This is a genomic window from Streptomyces sp. BJ20, assembly GCF_022869105.1.
GTDB lineage: Bacteria > Actinomycetota > Actinomycetes > Streptomycetales > Streptomycetaceae > Streptomyces > Streptomyces griseoincarnatus.
In genome coordinates this window covers 6,831,154-6,847,919 of record NZ_CP094918.1, presented here as the reverse complement: position 1 = coordinate 6,847,919, position 16,766 = coordinate 6,831,154, and the positions used below count along the sequence as shown (strand labels likewise).

Here is a 16,766-nt window from a genome sequence, read left to right as displayed (position 1 = left end):
GACACTTCGCCTGAGCGGAGCAGGAACACGGAAGGGCGCGAAGTGCCCGCTCATCGTGGGCGCTGTGGCGGGAGCACGACAAGAAAACGTCAGGTCAAGACCGAGCAAAAATGTTCGCCTTACTGACCGCTGTTCAGAGGGATGAACATGGCGGTGACATGGGAAAGCCCCGGGGAACCCTCCCCGGGGCCTGTCTCAGCGCAGTTCCTCGGGGCACGGCGTGCCCCGCTCACCCCACTTGTACGGGGCCGCCAGCCGGTACGTCCCCGCCTCGGGCGCCAGCAACACCGTCCACTGGTCGCCGTTGGCGTCCTCCTCCGTCTCCATCAGACAGCCGTGCACGTTCTCGAACGTCTTCGGCTCGCCCTCGGGGCGGCTCTCGGACTCCTCCGTCTCCTGCGGCGGGTCCAGCGCCTTGCCCTCGGGGTCGACCAGGCCCAGCCACGGCGAGTACGGCACCCGGATCAGGATCCGGCCCGGCTTCTCCACCCGCAGCGTCCACTCGCCCTGCTCGGCGCGCTCCACGACCGTGTTCGGCTCCGCCAGCGGGGTCGGCTCCTGCACCTCGAACAGCTGCCAGTTCGCGTCGCCCCAGACCTGCTTCAGGTACGGCAGCCCGCCCTGCACCAGCTCCCGCTCGCGCTGGCCGCCGTCACCGTCCGGCTCGTCCTTCGGCAGCACCACGTAGTGCACGCCCCAGCGCTTCAGCCACTCGCGGTAGTTGGCCGCGTTGAGGGTGTCGTCGTAGAAGAGCGGGTTGCGCTCCATGTCGGCCTGGCGGTTCCAGCCGCGCGCCAGGTTCACGTACGGCGCCAGCGCGGACGCCTCGCGGTGCGAGCGGGCCGGGACGACCTCCACCCGGCCCTGCCCGGCGCCGACCTCCTGCAGCTCGTTCACCAGCGGCGCCAGCTCACGCGCCCAGGACGCGGCGGGCGTCGTGTTCACCACGTCGTTGACCGACTTCACGCCGATCCAGCAGTTGAAGCCGACCACGGCGACGACCAGCGCGTACCACCTGCGGGACCGGGGCTCGGCGAACGGCAGCGCCGCCACCAGCACCACACCGCCGAACAGCATCGCGAGTCGCGTCATGTTCGACCCGATCTGGGAGCTGATCAGCCAGACCAGCACCACCCCGAGCCCGTACACCGCGGCCGTGATCCGGACCGTCCTCCAGTCCTTCGGCACCAACACGTAGACCAGCACCGAGTACACGAATGGCAGCACGACCGAGCCGAAGCCCATCGGCTGCGTACCGGAGAACGGGAACAGCCACGCCGACACCGCGACCACCGCGCTCGGCGCGAGCCCCAGCGCCCAGGCGCCCGGCCTGCGCTTCTGCAGGAACAGCGCCACCGCCACCAGGCCCACGAACAGGCCGGCGACCGGCGAGGCCATCGTCGCGAGCGCCGCCAGCGGGGCCGCGCACAGCGCCTTCGCCCAGCGCTTGTACCGCCACCGGTACGGCCAGCAGAAGACGACCGCGACGGCACCGAGCCCGAACATCGTGCCCAGCCCGTAGGTCACCCGGCCGGAGGCGGCGTTGCACAGCAGCGCGAACACGCCCGCCAGCGCCGCCCACAGGGGGTTGCGCACCGACCGGCTGCGCATCAGCACCAGCGTGAGCAGGCCCGCCGACACCGTGCCGGCGATCATCATGGTGGTCCGCACGCCGAGCACCGACATCAGGTACGGCGACACCACGCTGTACGACACCGGGTGCATCCCGCCGTACCAGGCGAGGTTGTACGCGGAGTCGGGGTGCCGGCCCACGAACTCGGCCCACGCGTCCTGCGCGGCCAGGTCGCCGCCGCTGTTCGCGAAGGTGAAGAACCAGGCGACGTGCAGCAGCCCGGACAGCGCGGTGACGGACAGCACCGGGTGGCGCAGCATGCGGGCGCGCACGGCGAGGACGGCGGCCTTCGTCCGGCCGTTCCGGCCCGGGGGGTCGCCACCCGGAGGAGCACCTGGAGGGGCCTCCCCGTCCGGCGTCCCTTTCGGAGCGCGCTCAGGCTCGTGCTCCGATGCGGGTATTCGCGGGCCGGCTCCCGGGCCCGGGTGCGCGTCGTCGGCGCGTGTCGGCTCCGCTGTCGCCACCTTCGGCACTCCCCGTGTTCCCGTTCATCGCCCGTTCACTGCCCGTTTCGTGACGCTAGCACGCACCCCGCGGACCGTCCGCCCGGGTGGGCGGCGGCCCGCGGGGTGCGGCCCTCGTCGATCGGCTGCCGGGTCAGGCGACGCGGGTCAGCTTGTCCGTGAAGCCGGGCTCCACGAGGTCCGCCTTCAGCGCGACCGGCACCTTGACGGCCCCGTTCTCGCCGTCGCCCACGGTGAGCGTGCCGACCTTCGTCCCGGCCTTCGCCGTGTGCGGCAGCTCCGCCCCGGCGAACGTCAGCTCCACCTCGAGCCCCGCCCAGCCGACGGCCTTGACGTCCTCGGTGACGGCGACGGGCGTACGGCCGCCGAGACCGTCGTCCACGTACCCGACGACCGTGCCCTTCTTCAGGATGTTCGCCGAGGTCAGGGCATCCTGGGCGGCGCGCAGCGCGGGCTTGCTGACCTCGTTGACCGTGTCCAGGATCGACGGGCCCTTGTGCTGGCCGAGGATCGCGCCGACGACGGTGACCTCCTCGCCGCCCACCTTCTTGCGGGCGGCGAAGAGCAGGTTGCCGCCGGCCTTGGTGGTGGAGCCGGTCTTGATGCCGATCGCGCCCATCGTGTAAGGCAGCTCGTTGTAGTTGCTCCAGTACTGCCCGCTCGGGTCCGTCCAGCTGGCCGCGCTGGTGATGGCCACCATGGCCGGGTTCCTCATGGCGGCGATGCCGAGTTTCGTCTGGTCCTCGGCGGTGGAGACGGTGGTCTCCTTCAGCCCCGAGGGGTCGGTGTACGTCGTGTTGGTCATCCCGAGCTCCTTGGCGGTGTCGTTCATCTTCTTGACGAACGCCTCCTCGGAGCCCGCGTCCCAACGCGCCAGCAGACGCGCGATGTTGTTCGCGGAGGGGATCATGACGGCCGACAGCGCCTGCTTCTCGGTGAGGAAGTCGCCGGCCTCGACGGTGTTGAGCGTGGACTCGCCGGCCTTGTCGTAGCCGCCCTCCTCCTCCGCCTTCGCGTCGACCTCGATCTTCGGGCCTTCCTCACCGGGCTTCAGCGGGTGGTCGCGCAGGATGATGTACGCCGTCATCGTCTTGGCGACCGAGCCGATGGCGACCGGCTTCTGCTCACCGAAGCGGTCCATCGTGCCGATGCCGTCGCCGCTCATCCACCCCTGTCCCTCGTCCGGCCAGGGCAGCTTCACCTGGTCACCGTCGAAGGTGTAGGTGTCTTCCGCGGTCAGCGCCAGGGTGGGGGCGGGCAGCGGCCGGACGTTCTGCACGATCGCGAAGACGATCACCAGCAGGATCACCAGCGGCGTCCAGATCTTGATCCGCCGCACGGCCGTCCGCAGCGGGGTCTGCGGGGGCGGCGGTGTGTTGGTCAGCTCGGCCAGCAGGTCCAGCGGCGGCTTCGGCGGCAACGGCTGCTGCGTCGTCCGCTCCGGACCGACCTGCGGCAGGAACGTCGTCGACTCGGCCGGGGCGGGGCCGCCCTGACGCGGGGGCTGCCCTATGGCGGGGTCGGGCTTCAGCGCGACGAACTTGCTGGTCCGCTCGGCCTCGGCGGTACGGCCGCCCGTGCGGTCGGCCGCGTCGCCCAGCTTGAGCATGGTGGTCGGCTGATCGACCTCCGGCCCGGCAGGCCGGGGCGCCCGGAACACGGCGGTGGGCTGATCGACGGGGGCGTCGGTGCCGGCGGTCTCACCCGTGTCCTTGGCGCCGTCGGTCTCGCCGTCGCGCTCGGCGTCGGGGGTCTTGGGGTCGGGGGTCTTGGGGTCCCGCTCGCCACCGTCGGTCGTGGCGTCACCGGTGCCGGCGTCGCCGTCCTTCGCCGCGGTTGCCGCACCGGCGGCGGTCTCACCGGTGCTCTTGGCGTCGGCGGTCTTGGCGTCACCGGTGGCGGCGGTGGCGGTCTTGCCGGTGCCCTTGCCGCCGTCGGTCTTGCCATCGCCGTCCCGGGCGTTGCCCTTGCCGGCCTCCACCTCCGCCTCGGTCTCGGCATCGGTGTCGGTCTTGGCCGCGGCCGCGGTGCCGGCGGCGGTCCTGCCGGTGCCCTCGCCACCGCCGCTCCTGCCGTCGACGCCGCTCTCGTCGCGCTTGCCGCCGTCGGTCAGGGCGGCGCCCTCCTCGCGCTTGCCGTCGTCGGCCTCGGCGTCGCCCTTGCCACCGTCGGTCCGGGTGTCGGACTTGGCGTCATCGGCCTTGCCCGTCTCCTCGGCGTCAGCCTCGCCACCGTCGGCGCCCCCGCGGCCCCAGGTCGTGCCCGCCTCGCCGGCACCGCCGTCGCGGTCGCTCTTCGGCGCAGCAGTCACGCCGGCGCGGGCCTTGGGCCCGGAGGCCTTGTCCGCAGCACCCTTGCTCTCGCCGGCCCGGCTCTCGGTGTCCTCGTCCTCGGAGACCGCGCCCTTACCGGTCGCCCCCTCGGAGACCGCGCCCTTACCGGTCGCGCCCTCAGAGGCCTCGCCCTTCGACGCGTCCCTCTCCGGGCCGCCCCTCTCCGGGCCGTCCCCCTGCTCGCCGTCCTCGGCGGTGGCGGCGGTGGCGGCATCGACGGACGGGGCGTCGTCCCCGGCCGCGTCGCCGGACGAACGCGCGTCCTCACGGGAGGAACCGCCCTCGCGAGGGCTCTCGTCGCTCGCGGCGGCCTCGACGTCCCGTTCGTCCCCGTCGGCGCCGGAGGCGTCCGAGGCGCCGCCCGAGGCGCCCTCGGACTTCGGGTCGGCCGACCGCACCCACGCCGCGACAGCCTCCCGCAGACGCCCGTCACCGCCCTGCGCGCCCTCGTCACGCCTCTCGGCGGCATCGGCGCCGGCGTCCTCGGCAGTGGAAGCCGAGACCTCCCGCACCGACAGCACCCGCGTGGACGTGTCGGCCTTCCGGCCGCTCCCGGAACCGCCCGCCCCACGGGCGACCGCAAGGCGGGGATCCTGCTTCTCGGGAACCGGCCCGGCGCTCCCCGACGTCTGTTCTGCCGACGACTCGCGCTGCTTCGACCTGTCGGGGGACTCGCCCGCCACCGATGCCTCCTCCATGTGCCGCACGCCCCGCGTGCGCCAACCGAACCGTGAACCGCCCGCCCGTGACAACGCTCCGAGGCGCTGTCCGAACCATGTACCAGTGTCCTGTGTGCGGGCCTACCCCACGCGGTAGACGAGAACGACATACCTACCGGTTCCACTACGAACCGGTCACGCACCCTCGACAGACCAATGTGAGAGGGGTCACCCTGTCATTCATCCACGCGGGGAGGCATGGATGGGCAGGAGCCGCAGAACACTTCCGGAGGAGCTTCTGCTGCTGGCACTGGACCCGGCCACGGGTACCACTGCACAGCCGCAGTCGCTCGACCTCGGTCTGGCCGGAGCGCAGCTAGTGGAGCTGGCGCTGGCCGGACGGATAGCCCCAGACGGGGATCGTATCGCCGTGGTGGTGCCACGGCCGACTGGAGACCCAACACTGGACTGCGCACTTGAGTTGCTGCGAAGGCGTGGCGCTCCGGTGCGGGCGGTCCACTGGATCGGCGGGCCGCGTCTCGGGCTCCGCCAGACCTACCTCTCGCATCTGGAGCGGTGCGGCATGGTGCACGCCGTGGCCGGCCAGATGTGCGGGGTCTTGCCGACGACCCGGTACCAGGCGACGGACACCGAGATCAGCCGGGAGATCAGGGCCCGGCTGGACTCCGCGATCCGCACCGGCGTGCCGCCGGACCCGCGGACCGCGGCGCTCGCCGCGCTGGCGCACGCGGTCGGCCTCGGCAAGCACCTGTACCCGGGGAACGAGGGCCGGTCCTCGCGTTCCCGGTTGCGGGACCTGATCCGGCACGACCCCATGGGCGGACTCGTCGCACACGCGGTGATGGACGTCCAGAACGGCGCCGCGGCACAGCCGCGCCGCAACTCCGCACCGGCGGGCCGGCAGGCCCCCGGCGGCAGGGGCGCACCGGAGCCCGCCCGCGGCGTTCCGGCGCAACCACGCCGCGGATCCATGGCACGCGCCGCCGCCCACTGAGCCGTACGTCCCCCGGGCTCGGCAGGGCACACCGTCGGATCCACGGCACCGCAGACCCGGTCACGGGAGCCGCTGTCCGAGCGGGGCGGAGAGAACACACGGGCTCTCTCCGCCCCGCTCGGCGTGCCCGCGGGCACGCCGAAGCGCGGCCGCACGGCCGTGAACTGGCGTGTACCGGTCGTATATCCACCATTTCCCAGCGGTAGTACGCACGTTGGTGGCAGTCTGCTCAACAGGTCGTCGAGTCATCGAGCAGACACACAAAGTGGCAGTACGAAGTCCAGGTACACAGCGCAAGTACGAGGCACGCAGCCGGAGGTGCACGTCCCGTGGCGTCCAATGTCAATCCCACCGTCCGGCGGCGCCGGCTCGGCCAGGAGCTGCGCCGGCTCCGTGAGCTGAAGGGCATGACGGCCGAGGAGGTCGCGGAGCGCCTGCTGGTGTCGCAGTCGAAGATCAGCCGGCTGGAGAACGGCCGTCGCAGCATCAGCCAGCGCGACGTGCGCGACCTGTGCGGGGTCTACGAGGTCGAGGACCAGCGGATCGTCGACTCGCTGATGCAGATGGCCAAGGACTCCCGCCAGCAGGGCTGGTGGCACGCGTTCGGCGACATCCCGTACAGCGTCTACATCGGTCTGGAGACCGACGCGGAGTCGCTGCGGGTGTACGAGCCGCAGATCATCACCGGCCTGCTGCAGACCCGCGCGTACGCCGAGGCGATCGTGCAGGGCGGCTCGCCGGAGTCCAGCGAGCAGGAGAACGACAAGCGGGTGGAGGTGCGGTTGCGCCGGCAGAGCCGGATCACCGCCGAACAGGACCCGCTGCGCCTGTGGGTGGTGCTCGACGAGGCCGCGCTGCACCGGGTCGTCGGCAGCCGCCAGGTCATGCGCGAGCAGCTCGAACACGTCCTGGAGCTGAGCCAGCTGCCGCACATCACCGTGCAGGTGCTGCCGTTCGAGGTCGGCGCGCACGCGGGCATCAACGGGCAGTACTCCATCCTGGAGTTCGCCGACGCGGCCGACTCCAGCGTGGTCTACATCGAGGGCGTCACCAGCGACCTGTACCTGGAGAAGCCGCACGACGTGCAGAAGTACACGGTGATGTACGAGCACCTGAGGGCGCAGTCGCTGAACGTGGAGCAGTCGCGGCGGCTGGTGGAGCGGCTCGTCAAGGAGTACGCACGCTGAACTGCCGTTGCCGAAGCGGCGGATGGTACACCGACGACACGTACGACTGGAAGTCCCGCTCGGAATATGCCATCCGGTCGAGTGAACGACACCTCCGGACGCCGAGGGTGACGAGTAGCGTCGATCACGCCAACCAGCACCGACGGTTGGCGCAATCCGTTCTGCGGTCCACGCCGGAATGCGCAGGCCGGTGACAGCAACTCAGCATCTGGCTACGGAGCGAACATGGCAATTCGTCTGGGCGCCACGGAAACGTGGACGACGTCCTCCTACACCAACAACAACGGCGCGTGCGTGATGGTCAGGTCGACCACCGAGGAGGCGCTGGAGCTCGGGGACACCAAGATCCCCGAGGGTCCGAAGCTGGCGTTCCCGGCCGACGCGTGGAACGCCTTCGTGGCCTCGGTCAAGTAGCCCCGGCGCCCTCCGGCGCAGGCAGCAGCACCACCGACAGGCCCTCTCGACGAGTCCGCCGTCCTTGCCGAGAGGGCCGGCCCGCGCCCCAGGGCGCCTCCGGCCCGCCCCGCCGGGAGACGGCAGACCGGCCGCGGGACCCCGCGACCGGCCGCACGTGACGGGGCCCGGCGCTCAGCCCGCCGCTGGGTCCGTCGTCAGCCGGCGGTCGCCTTCGCCTCCGCGACCGGGAAGGCGACGTCGCACACCGGGTCCTCCGGGCCGGCCGCGTCCCAGTCCGCGAAGTAGATCTCACGGCACGGACCCGCGTACGTCAGCCCCTGCTCCCGCATCCACGCCTCCACCGCCTCGAACGCGGCCAGGATCTGCGGGTGCGCGACCTGCGCCTTGGTGATCCGGGTGCGGGCCAGCCGCATCGCCGGTTCCACCCGCACCGTCGTGCCCCGGGCCCGGCCCCGCTCCGCGGCCCAGGCGCGGGCCGCCGCCTCGTCGGCGACCGGCACGCACGCCTCCGCGGGCCCGTCGCTCTCCACCGACACCTCCGAGTGGTAGACGACGAACGGCGACCCGGTCACCCCGCCGCAGGCGCGGGCGCCCTCCTCCAGCCGTCCCAGCGACGCGCCGATCCACGCCGGCAGCTCGTCCGCAAGGATGTGCCGCGACTCGGTGATCAGCACCTGCTCCGGCACGTCCACCGTCTCCACCGTGAACTTCCCGTACATCTCGAGGCTCCTCCCCGACAACCGTCCACGGAGATAGTCGGCGAGCGTCCGCTGCGAGGCGTGACGCGCCTCGACCTCGGCCCAGTACGCGTCCAGCCGGCGCGCCCGCGCCGCCGCGTCGCCGGCGTCCACCACTTCGGCGATCCGCGCCAGCGGCATGTCCAGCTGCCGCAACAGCGCCACCAGCCGGGCCTGTTCGACCTGGCCCGGCCCGTAGTACCGGTAGCCGGTGTCCGCGTCGACCCGCGCCGGCGCCAGCAGCCCCAGCCGGTCGTACAGGCGCAGGGCCTTCGCCGACAGGCGGCTGCGGGCCGCGAACGCCCCGATGGAGAGCAGTTCCTCGTCCACGTCGACATTCTCCGTCACCGGGCGGTCCCTCCGCCCGGTGACGCAGACCCTCGCCCTTGTCCCAAGGGCAAGGTCAACGGTGAGGCCGACGAGCAGGCCGGTCAGCCGAGAGCCTTCTCCACGGCCGCCACGACCTGCGCCGACTCCGGCTCCGTCTGCGGGGAGAAACGGGCCACGACGGCGCCGTCCCGGCCGACGAGGAACTTCTCGAAGTTCCAGCGGACGTCACCGCTGTGCCCCTCGGCGTCGGCGAAGCCCACCAGCCGCTGGTACAGCGGGTGCCGTCCGTCCCCGTTCACCTCGACCTTCTCGGTCATCGGGAACGTCACCCCGTACGTCGCCGAGCAGAACTCCGCGATCTCCTCCGCGGAGCCCGGCTCCTGCCCGAGGAACTGGTTGCAGGGCACGCCGAGCACGGTGAACCCGCGCTCCGTGTACCGCTCGTGCAGCCGCTCCAGGCCCTCGTACTGCGGGGTGAGACCGCACTTGGAGGCCACGTTCACGACGAGCACGGCACGGCCCGCGTACTGGGACAGGTCGGCCGGACCGCCGGTGAGGGCGCCGATCTCGACGGTGAGCGGCGAGGCGCTGTTGTTCTCGGTAGTCGTCATGGGGCCGACCCTAGCCCGGTCCCCCTGACGTCCTCCTGACCGCCCTGACGAGATCCCGCCCCCGGTGCGAGGCCCCCTGCGCCCTACTCCTCGGGGTCCTCGCCCTCCACCAGCCGCTCCGCGATGTCGTCCGCCCAGGCCAGCGCCCAGCGCCGCAGCTCCTCGACCTCCGGCGCGTCCAGCCCCTGCGCACGGAACCCGCGGTCGTCGAGCCACTCCGTGCCGGTCAGCCGGGACTGCAGCTCGGTGAGGTCGAAGGTGTCGGGCGCGTGCCGGCGCCCCAGCTCCTCCAGTTCGGCCGGACTCCACCGGTCCGCGGCCGCGTGGACGTCCACCAGGTCACGCGGCAGCCCCCGGTCCGCCAGCGCCCGCACCCGCGTACCGACCAGGTCCTCCAGCGACAGCGCCGGACCGGCCGCGGTCGTCACCGGCGGCCGCCACAGCACCTCCTTGCGGAGGTCCACCCGCCACCGCGCCCCGGTCTCCTCGTCCCCGACGACCAGCCGCGCCGCCAGCGGATCGACCACCGGCGCCTCGACGGGCCACCCGCGCCCCTCCAGCCCCGCACGCACCGCCCCGGCGATCTCGGCCATGTCCGCGGGATGCTCGGTGGCCAGATCCACCCCTTCGCTCACCCGGGCCTCCACCAGCCCGTGCGCCCGCACGGCCTCGCCGCCGGCCAGCACCAGACCGTACGGCGCCCCGACGGCGAGCAGATCGCCCGCCAGCCGTTCGTGCACGGCGTCCACGCCGAGGGGAGGTGAGGTCATGCCCCGATTATCGCGGCGGGGACGCTCCGCCACGATCGGGTGAATCCGTCCGGTAGAGGGCAACGGGTCGCATTCCTCGCAGGTCACCTACGCGCACGTACTGGAACGACCTGGAGGGACGCAGCACCGTGACCCAGCCGAACGACCCGAACCAGCAGCCGCCCCACGCGAACCAGCAGCCCTACCCGGGCGGGCAGCAGCCGTACCCGCAGCCTTCGGGGTACGGCTTCCCCGGCACCCCGCCCCCGCCGCCCGCGAAGAAGCGCCGCTTCCTGAAGTTCGCGGGCTTCGGCTGCGCGGGCGTCCTCGGCCTCGTCGTGTTGACCGCCGCCCTGTCGGCGAGCGGCGACGGCTCCGACGACGGCGGGAACACGGCGGCCGACACCTCCGTCAGCGCCTCGGCCGGGGCGAAGGAGAAGGGTCCGGACGCGAAGAGGAAGGAGTCCGAGCAGGGCGGCGGCCCGGTGAAGGTCACCGCGGAGCGCGCGGAGTTCAGCAAGAGCATCCTGGCCGACGGCAGCGACTACACCAGCGTGCGGGTCACCGTCGTCAACGACGGCGACGACGAGGTGAGCGTGAACCCGCTGTACTTCACGATCACCGACACCGACGGCACCAAGCACACGGTCGAACTGGGCGTGGACGAGGAGCAGATCGACACGGTGGACCTCGCCCCCGGCGAGAACATCTCCGGCACCGTCACCGGCAAGGGCACCTTCACGCCGAAGTACGTGACCTACACCGACGGCCTGCTGGGCGACCCGGTGCGCGTGGACGTGTCCTGAGGCGTCGGTCCGGGCACGGCGACCTACCGGTCCGGGGAGGGCGACCTGCCCCGGGCAGCGGTCACCTTGTCCGGGCAGGTCAGAGGCGTGCCGTAGTCGTGTCCAGGACAGCGGGCGGCACGCCGGGGAGCGCCCCGCATAGAATTCGGGCCATGGTGAAGCCCGACGAGCTGATCGTAGACATCGCCGCCCGCGTGGAATCCGGGCAGAGCAGCCAGATGTCTCTGACCGTGGTCACCGGTGGTGCCGTCATCACCGGCCGGCTGGCTCCCGAATCCGTGTGGCGGAAGAGGGTCGCGGAGGTGCTGAAGGACTCGGACCAGCTCGCCGAGTTCGCCTCCGTCTTCGACGCCCCGGTGAAGCGGGAAGGCCCGCCCACCCACCTCCACTTCCACGTGGCCCGGATCATCCAGGGCACGGTCGGCGTCCCGGAGACGGGCGGCATGTACCGGGTGGCGATCGAGGACGTCAGCGCCTGGACGGTGGGCGACTTCAGCTACTCCTGACGCACACGGGCGCTCGGCGGCGTCTTGCGTTCCCTGCACCGGCCCCTTAAGTTACCGACCAGTAGGCCACAGGTGAACGGAGCGCCGCCATGCCCACGCTGGACCGCCACGAGAACGTCTTCGTCCTCGACCTGGGAGACGGCGAGAACCGCTTCCACCCCGACTGGATCACCGCGGCCGGAGCCGCGCTCGACGAGGTGGAGAAGGCGGAGGGCCCGCGCGCCCTGGTGACCACGGCGACGGGCAAGTTCTGGTCCAACGGCCTGGACCTGGAATGGCTGTTCGCCAACGCGGACCACTACCAGGACTACGTGGTCTCGGTGCACCAGCTGTTCGCGCGGATGCTGTCGCTTCCGGTGATGACGGTGGCCGCGCTCCAGGGCCACACGTTCGCGGCCGGGGCGATGCTGTCGCTGGCGCACGACTTCCGCGTGATGCGCGCGGACCGCGGCTACTGGTGCCTCCCGGAGGCGGACATCGACATCCCGTTCACCCCCGGCATGTCGGCCCTCATCCGCGCCCGCCTGACCCCGCAGACGGCCCACGAGGCGATGACGACGGCACGGCGGTACGGGGGTGTCGACGCGGCGGCCGCGTCGATCGTGGACCGGGCGGTGCCGGAGGCGGACGTCCGCGCCACGGCTGTCGCCCTGGCCGAGTCCCTGTCCGGCAAGGCCGGGAACACGCTGGGCACGATCAAGTCCCGCCTGTACACGGAGGTCTTGACGACCCTGAGGGACACGACGAACCCGATGGGCTGACGGCACGACACGTCCCCGGGCCCGAGGAGGGCCGCATCCCTCAGCCATGTTCCGCGCAGGTGGGAGACGGCGCCGGGCCCGGACATCGGGAGCCTGCCCCCACTCCCCGAGGCGCGCCTCACGACCGTCGCCCGGCGGCCCGAGCGCACCGTCTGCCCGACGTCTGTCCGAGGCCTGTCCGAGGCCTGCCCGAGGCCGGTCCGACGCGGGCCGTCGACCGGTGTCGGGGGCAGCGGGCCGTCCTGCCCGCCTGCGGCCTGGGCGCGCCGCCTGCCCGACGCGGGCCGTCGACCGGTGTCCGGGGCAGTGAGCCCTGCTGCCACTCACCCGCCTGGATCCCTCGGACTGGGCACGCGGCACAAGGCACCGGAAGCTGGGCGTCAGGCCCGCAGGACGGCCGGTAAGGCAGACCCCGTCGCACCGGACCCCGTCGAGCCGTGAAGGGGGCGGGTCCCGTCTTGGTGCTGCCCATCTCCCAGGAGCGTGACCGTGGCCCGGAACCGTAGTCTGATCCCTAGCTCGCCGGCCGAAGTCTGGCGCCTGCTGTCCGACGGCCACCGGTACGGGGAATGGGTGACCGGAACGCAGCAGATCCTCGCAGTGGACCCCCATTGGCCGGACGTGGGCGCCCGACTGAAGGTCCGCGTCGGCGCCGGCCCTCTGACGCTCGACGACACCTGCGTCGTCCGCATCTGCGAACCGCGGCGCCGCCTGCAACTGGAAGCGAAGGCGGGGCCCTTCGGCGCGGCTCGCATCGCCATGAAGTTGACGCCCTGGGGCGAGCACACCCTCTTCACGCTCGACTGGCACCCCCTCCGGGGCCCCGGCACACGCATGCACGGGCTCCCCGTCGACTACGTCGTCCGGGTCCGCAACGGCATGATGCTGACCAAGCTCGCCCGCGCCGCGGTCCGCGAGCACACAGCGGCCGTTTGAGGCGCCACACGGAGACGGAGACGGCCCGTCCACTGCTGGGGGCTTCTTCGAGCGTGCTCGGGAGAGTCGAGCACGCCCCACCCTTCCTCGTCGTGCCACTCGCGGACAGTCGCAGTCACCATGGCGGAACCTTGCGGCCGCGTCTGCGCCGGCACCCCGGGTCCGCGGGGTCACGGCGGAGCTGCACTTCCACGCCCCGCCACAAAGCGAGCCAGATGCCGGAAGGCCCTCACCCGAGACCCGCGTCATCCGCCCACAACCGCCCGGGACAGGGCGACCAGCGGACAGGATGGCCATTCATGCCTGGTCGGCTGCGATCCCGGCCGGACAGTGCGGATCCTTCGGGGGCATTCGGGAGACCGACTCCTCGTCCGCTCACTTGGTCAGACCTGGCCGAGGTCGACCTCCGCCGGGAAGGGTGCCGCGACCTTGAGGACGCCGGTGAAGACGTCTCCGTCCCGGTAGGTCATCGTCGCGGGGTCGAGAACGTAGGTGTACACGAGGGGAACGCCGGTCGCGGCCTGCTCGATCCGCCAGTAGAAGCCGATGCCTGCCTTGGCGTACTGGTCGACCTTCACGATGCGGTCGGTGGTCTCCGAGCCTGGCGACACCACCTCCGCGACCAGCAGCACATGCTCAGGACGGGTGGGGGTGATGTCGATCGTCTCTGCGCGGTACACGACGACGTCCGGGCGGCGATTGGTGAGCGGGACGTCCTGAAGCCGGACGTCGAAGTCCGTGTCGGCGTTCCACTCCGGGCCCGCGGCGGCATCCAGGGCGTTCGCCAGAATCCGGGCCAGCCGGTTGTGCCGCTTGGAGGCATTCGGACTCACGACGACCATCCCGTCCACGATCTCGATACCGGCGCACTGCTCCTCGGACCAGGAGTCGTACTCCTCCGCCGTGATCTGCTCATGCATCCACGCCGGGGCCACCATCTCGGCCGTCATGAAGCACCTCCCGGACACTGTGCTGCGGGCCCGATCCCGCTGCGTGCAGCGTACTGTCTGCCGTCCTTCCGGCACGCTGATCTCGCTCACGCTCCCTACCGTCGGCCGACGTCCGGCCGGCAAGCCCACGACGAGTGGGAAACCGGCGCGCTGCCAAACAGGCACACCGAGGTACTTCACGTGCGTCACCAGACCCAGCGGCGCAGGGGTGAGCTGTACGACGACGACCCCAAGAGCCGTCGCAGCCGCGTCGTGCCGCGGTACCACTTCCGCCACGCCGACGAGGGGGGCGGCTTGTGGTACATCGAGGCCGTACCCGACCGCGGCGAGTTGGTCGCCATCAAGCAAGCCGAGCTGACTTCGGCCGGCCGGCTCCACCGGTACAGCTGGGAGCACCTGGAGGACGAGCACGGCGGCCTGACAGACCAGGCGATCGACCCTGAAGAGGACCTGCTGGAGATCATCCCGACCGAAGAGTTCCAGCGAGTGTGGACGCAGTGAACACCGTCTGGGCCCGCACCGTGGTGCAGCCCTGCAATGCAACTCGGTAGGGACACCAACCTGTTGAAAGCATGCTGGTGGGTGCTGTCCGGTGAAGGCGCGGGTTGCCCGGCGGAAGCCGACGAGCAACCCGAGCGAGGTGAACGTGTCCCGTCAGACCTTCTCGACCCGTACGGGGCGGCCTGCGAGAAGCTGGTTCAAATCGTCGGTGTCCGAGGTGAAGACGGTTGCCTGGACTCCCCGCTCGGCTTCCCTTGCGGCCACAGCCGCCAGGACGGCGTCGCTGGCGTACCTGTGCCCGTGCAGACCTGCGGTCTTCAACATGTCCCGTGCCGTGGCGATCACCCGGTCGTCCGTGTGCACGATGCGGATCCGGGACCGCGTCCAGTTCCACAGTGCCTGCCTCGACGTTTCGCGAGGATCCCATGCCTCCAAGGTGGTGGGGGCCGAGGTGACGATGGAGATGTCGAGCCGCGGAGCCGCCTTGATCAGCGCGACCATCTCCCGATCTCCTTGAATCGCCTTGGAAAGGGCCTCGGAGTCGAACACGAAGACGCGTTGTCGTGGCTGGTGCAGCTTTGCTCGGGCGGCGCGGCTCATGCGGCCGCACCGGGGCGCGATCGCCGCTCGTCATGCCAACCGTCGATGGCGGCGATGTGGTCCAGCGCTGCCTGCTGCTCGTCGTCCGTCACCGGCCCGTGCTCTTCCTCAAGGCGTTCGGCCAGCTCGCGCAACCGGTCCATGGCGTCTTGATGGGCGGCGGCGGCCGCGATGTAAGCGGACACCCCTCGTGCGTCGACACGTTCCTTGATCGATTCGACAAGTTCTTCCGGCACGGTGATGGTGATCTTCCGAGTTGCCATACTTGAAATATGCCAGGCTCTGCGTCAAGCGACCTGACTTTCTCCGCGGCCCGGCTCGCAAGCCTCTGTCGTCATCCTCGTTCAGGGTGCCGGCCTCTCCAGGTCACCACCAGGCGATCAGAGGTGTCGGGCTCTCCGGGCGATCGATGAAGGCCGATCTCTGACGTTCCTCCCGATGGCTCGGGCGCGTACCCGCGGACGACGTGGCGACAGCCGTCCCGCGCGGTCCTCGAAACGGCGAAGGGCCGGCCCCGGAGAAAAGCTCCCTCGAACCGGCCCTACTGTCTGTGCCCCCGGCAGGATTCGAACCTGCGACACCCGTTTTAGGAGAGGCTGGGGCGTCTTGGCGGTGACTTGCGGCTTCATCGGTCTGGCCAGCGGGCACGCATGCAACCGCTCGTTCCCGTTGTTGACCGTGGCTGGCCCCTGCATCTGGCACGGCTGTGGCACGCGAACTCTTGGTCCCGAGCCAGGGGGGCCGTTCAGTCGAGGAAGTAGGACCAGAAAGGGATCGTGGCGTACTGATGGTCTTCGGGTGTCGGCACAGGGCGACCGAACTCGTGGTGGAAGTAGTCGACCAGATCGGTGCCGTAATAAATGATGTCCGTCTGGTATATCGAAAGTACAGGCGCGCCGGTGCGGTCTGGATCGGCCAGCAGGTACCGGTGCGAGTAGATCGGCACCATGACCGGGACCTTGGCCAAGTACGTGCGAGCCACTTCGATGGCATCCTGAGTGCCCGCCGGCCGCGGCTCCCAGTCCGGGTGCCAGAAACCGTTGTGCTCCACGTCGAACAGCACCCCATGCACCGGCCATGCCAACCGCTCCGCCAGGTTCTCCGGCTCGCCGTCCCGCCAATCGGGCCAACTACCGCTCCCCGTAGGTATCCCTGCCCCCAGCAGGGTTCGATGCTCCGGCGCGAAGCGGAACCCCCAGCGCTCCTCAGCGCGGTCAAGCTCCCGCTCGCTCATGCCTCGCTTTACCTTGACGCGGGCAGAGAGCATGGCAAGCAACGCCTCGGCGTCTTTGGAGGTCAGTGGGTTCTCGGGGCTGACCGGAGTCATGCGTCGAACCGTAGGACACCTCGAGGACGGCAAGCAGCGGATTTCCCCGAGACCTCAGTTTGGGAAGCTTAGGTCACTCAGGGGGCATGGCCAGCTGACCTGCGGCGGAGCGGACTCGGCGATTGGTGGGCGGCCGGCTGGTTCCCCGGTGTCCCCCGTGACTCCCCGCAGCATCTGGCACGCAACTGGCACAGCCTGACGCTTCCTACAGTCAGCGGGAACAGCCCCTGGGATGGGGTGTCCG

17 protein-coding genes and 1 pseudogene are annotated in these 16,766 nt (G+C 71.0%); 8 read left to right on the top strand and 10 right to left on the bottom strand.

Annotated elements, in window-relative coordinates; all coding sequences use genetic code 11:
* Window positions 1-195 precede the first annotated feature (195 nt).
* Together MTR79_RS30740 and MTR79_RS30735 are read right to left on the bottom strand one after the other, a co-directional pair.
* Complete coding sequence (locus tag MTR79_RS30740; RefSeq protein ID WP_189364951.1) at window positions 196-2,097, bottom strand: MFS transporter; 1,902 nt, start codon at window positions 2,095-2,097, stop codon at window positions 196-198.
* A gap of 133 nt (window positions 2,098-2,230) precedes the next feature.
* The gene (locus MTR79_RS30735) at window positions 2,231-5,113 is read right to left on the bottom strand and encodes a D-alanyl-D-alanine carboxypeptidase (RefSeq protein WP_244792570.1); all 2,883 of its coding nucleotides are present in this window, start codon (window positions 5,111-5,113) and stop codon (window positions 2,231-2,233) included.
* Between the two features lie 238 nt (window positions 5,114-5,351).
* On the opposite strand from MTR79_RS30735, the gene MTR79_RS30730 reads away from it, so the two are divergent.
* From MTR79_RS30730 to MTR79_RS30720, 3 genes are all read left to right on the top strand, one after another.
* The gene (locus MTR79_RS30730; RefSeq protein ID WP_048457449.1) at window positions 5,352-6,104 is read left to right on the top strand and encodes a GPP34 family phosphoprotein; all 753 of its coding nucleotides are present in this window, start codon (window positions 5,352-5,354) and stop codon (window positions 6,102-6,104) included.
* A gap of 329 nt (window positions 6,105-6,433) precedes the next feature.
* Entirely contained in the window at window positions 6,434-7,291 is an 858-nt protein-coding gene (locus MTR79_RS30725) for a helix-turn-helix transcriptional regulator (RefSeq protein ID WP_086703466.1), read from the top strand.
* A 225-nt stretch (window positions 7,292-7,516) separates the two neighbouring features.
* A complete protein-coding gene (locus MTR79_RS30720) occupies window positions 7,517-7,705 on the top strand; it encodes a DUF397 domain-containing protein (RefSeq protein WP_019524127.1) in 189 nt (62 codons plus the stop codon).
* Between the two features lie 197 nt (window positions 7,706-7,902).
* On the opposite strand, the gene MTR79_RS30715 is transcribed toward MTR79_RS30720, so the two are convergent.
* The 3 genes from MTR79_RS30715 to MTR79_RS30705 all read right to left on the bottom strand — a co-directional run bounded on the left by MTR79_RS30715 (window position 7,903) and on the right by MTR79_RS30705 (window position 10,156).
* A complete protein-coding gene (locus tag MTR79_RS30715) occupies window positions 7,903-8,793 on the bottom strand; it encodes a MerR family transcriptional regulator (protein WP_244792568.1) in 891 nt (296 codons plus the stop codon).
* An 83-nt stretch (window positions 8,794-8,876) separates the two neighbouring features.
* Entirely contained in the window at window positions 8,877-9,386 is a 510-nt protein-coding gene (locus MTR79_RS30710) for a glutathione peroxidase (RefSeq protein ID WP_244792566.1), read from the bottom strand.
* Between the two features lie 83 nt (window positions 9,387-9,469).
* On the bottom strand, window positions 9,470-10,156 hold the full coding sequence (locus MTR79_RS30705; RefSeq protein WP_086703463.1) for a nucleotidyl transferase AbiEii/AbiGii toxin family protein: 687 nt from the start codon (window positions 10,154-10,156) through the stop codon (window positions 9,470-9,472).
* A 128-nt stretch (window positions 10,157-10,284) separates the two neighbouring features.
* Here MTR79_RS30705 and MTR79_RS30700 point away from each other — a divergent pair, with 128 nt between their 5' ends.
* From MTR79_RS30700 to MTR79_RS30685, 4 genes are all read left to right on the top strand, one after another.
* Window positions 10,285-10,941, top strand: coding sequence for a DUF4352 domain-containing protein (locus tag MTR79_RS30700; protein WP_244792564.1), 657 nt, complete (start codon window positions 10,285-10,287; stop codon window positions 10,939-10,941).
* A gap of 152 nt (window positions 10,942-11,093) precedes the next feature.
* Window positions 11,094-11,447, top strand: a complete 354-nt coding sequence (locus MTR79_RS30695) for a hypothetical protein (RefSeq protein ID WP_086703460.1) — start codon at window positions 11,094-11,096, stop codon at window positions 11,445-11,447.
* Between the two features lie 89 nt (window positions 11,448-11,536).
* On the top strand, window positions 11,537-12,208 hold the full coding sequence (locus tag MTR79_RS30690; RefSeq protein WP_189364957.1) for an enoyl-CoA hydratase-related protein: 672 nt from the start codon (window positions 11,537-11,539) through the stop codon (window positions 12,206-12,208).
* Window positions 12,209-12,697: 489 nt separating this feature from the next.
* On the top strand, window positions 12,698-13,144 hold the full coding sequence (locus MTR79_RS30685; RefSeq protein WP_086703476.1) for an SRPBCC family protein: 447 nt from the start codon (window positions 12,698-12,700) through the stop codon (window positions 13,142-13,144).
* Between the two features lie 56 nt (window positions 13,145-13,200).
* Here the strand turns inward: MTR79_RS30685 and MTR79_RS30680 are convergent.
* Both MTR79_RS30680 and MTR79_RS30675 read right to left on the bottom strand, forming a co-directional pair.
* A pseudogene (locus MTR79_RS30680) lies at window positions 13,201-13,266 on the bottom strand (cold shock domain-containing protein); the annotation flags it as partial.
* 261 nt (window positions 13,267-13,527) lie between these two features.
* On the bottom strand, window positions 13,528-14,094 hold the full coding sequence (locus MTR79_RS30675) for a Uma2 family endonuclease (protein WP_244792562.1): 567 nt from the start codon (window positions 14,092-14,094) through the stop codon (window positions 13,528-13,530).
* 180 nt (window positions 14,095-14,274) lie between these two features.
* Between MTR79_RS30675 and MTR79_RS30670 the strand changes: the two genes are divergently transcribed.
* A complete protein-coding gene (locus MTR79_RS30670; protein ID WP_244793388.1) occupies window positions 14,275-14,595 on the top strand; it encodes a hypothetical protein in 321 nt (106 codons plus the stop codon).
* 153 nt (window positions 14,596-14,748) lie between these two features.
* Here the strand turns inward: MTR79_RS30670 and MTR79_RS30665 are convergent, their stop codons facing one another.
* From MTR79_RS30665 to MTR79_RS30655, 3 genes are all read right to left on the bottom strand, one after another.
* A complete protein-coding gene (locus tag MTR79_RS30665; protein ID WP_244792560.1) occupies window positions 14,749-15,195 on the bottom strand; it encodes a hypothetical protein in 447 nt (148 codons plus the stop codon).
* Entirely contained in the window at window positions 15,192-15,458 is a 267-nt protein-coding gene (locus MTR79_RS30660; protein WP_244792558.1) for a hypothetical protein, read from the bottom strand. Before MTR79_RS30660 ends, MTR79_RS30665 begins: the two co-directional genes overlap by 4 nt.
* A gap of 482 nt (window positions 15,459-15,940) precedes the next feature.
* Window positions 15,941-16,522 carry a hypothetical protein gene (locus MTR79_RS30655; protein ID WP_244792556.1) on the bottom strand — a complete coding sequence of 194 codons (582 nt, stop codon included), beginning with the start codon at window positions 16,520-16,522 and terminating at the stop codon, window positions 15,941-15,943.
* Window positions 16,523-16,766: the final 244 nt, after the last annotated feature.

Bases quoted from the DNA above. Each gene is read 5' to 3' on its own strand.
- MTR79_RS30730 (WP_048457449.1), top strand. From the start codon at position 5,352: ATGGGCAGGAGCCGCAGAACACTTCCGGAGGAGCTTCTGCTGCTGGCA.
- MTR79_RS30720 (WP_019524127.1), top strand. From the start codon at position 7,517: ATGGCAATTCGTCTGGGCGCCACGGAAACGTGGACGACGTCCTCCTAC.
- MTR79_RS30710 (WP_244792566.1), bottom strand. From the start codon at position 9,386: ATGACGACTACCGAGAACAACAGCGCCTCGCCGCTCACCGTCGAGATC.
- MTR79_RS30705 (WP_086703463.1), bottom strand. From the start codon at position 10,156: ATGACCTCACCTCCCCTCGGCGTGGACGCCGTGCACGAACGGCTGGCG.
- MTR79_RS30695 (WP_086703460.1), top strand. From the start codon at position 11,094: ATGGTGAAGCCCGACGAGCTGATCGTAGACATCGCCGCCCGCGTGGAA.
- MTR79_RS30690 (WP_189364957.1), top strand. From the start codon at position 11,537: ATGCCCACGCTGGACCGCCACGAGAACGTCTTCGTCCTCGACCTGGGA.
- MTR79_RS30675 (WP_244792562.1), bottom strand. From the start codon at position 14,094: ATGACGGCCGAGATGGTGGCCCCGGCGTGGATGCATGAGCAGATCACG.
- MTR79_RS30665 (WP_244792560.1), bottom strand. From the start codon at position 15,195: ATGAGCCGCGCCGCCCGAGCAAAGCTGCACCAGCCACGACAACGCGTC.
- MTR79_RS30660 (WP_244792558.1), bottom strand. From the start codon at position 15,458: ATGGCAACTCGGAAGATCACCATCACCGTGCCGGAAGAACTTGTCGAA.
- MTR79_RS30655 (WP_244792556.1), bottom strand. From the start codon at position 16,522: ATGACTCCGGTCAGCCCCGAGAACCCACTGACCTCCAAAGACGCCGAG.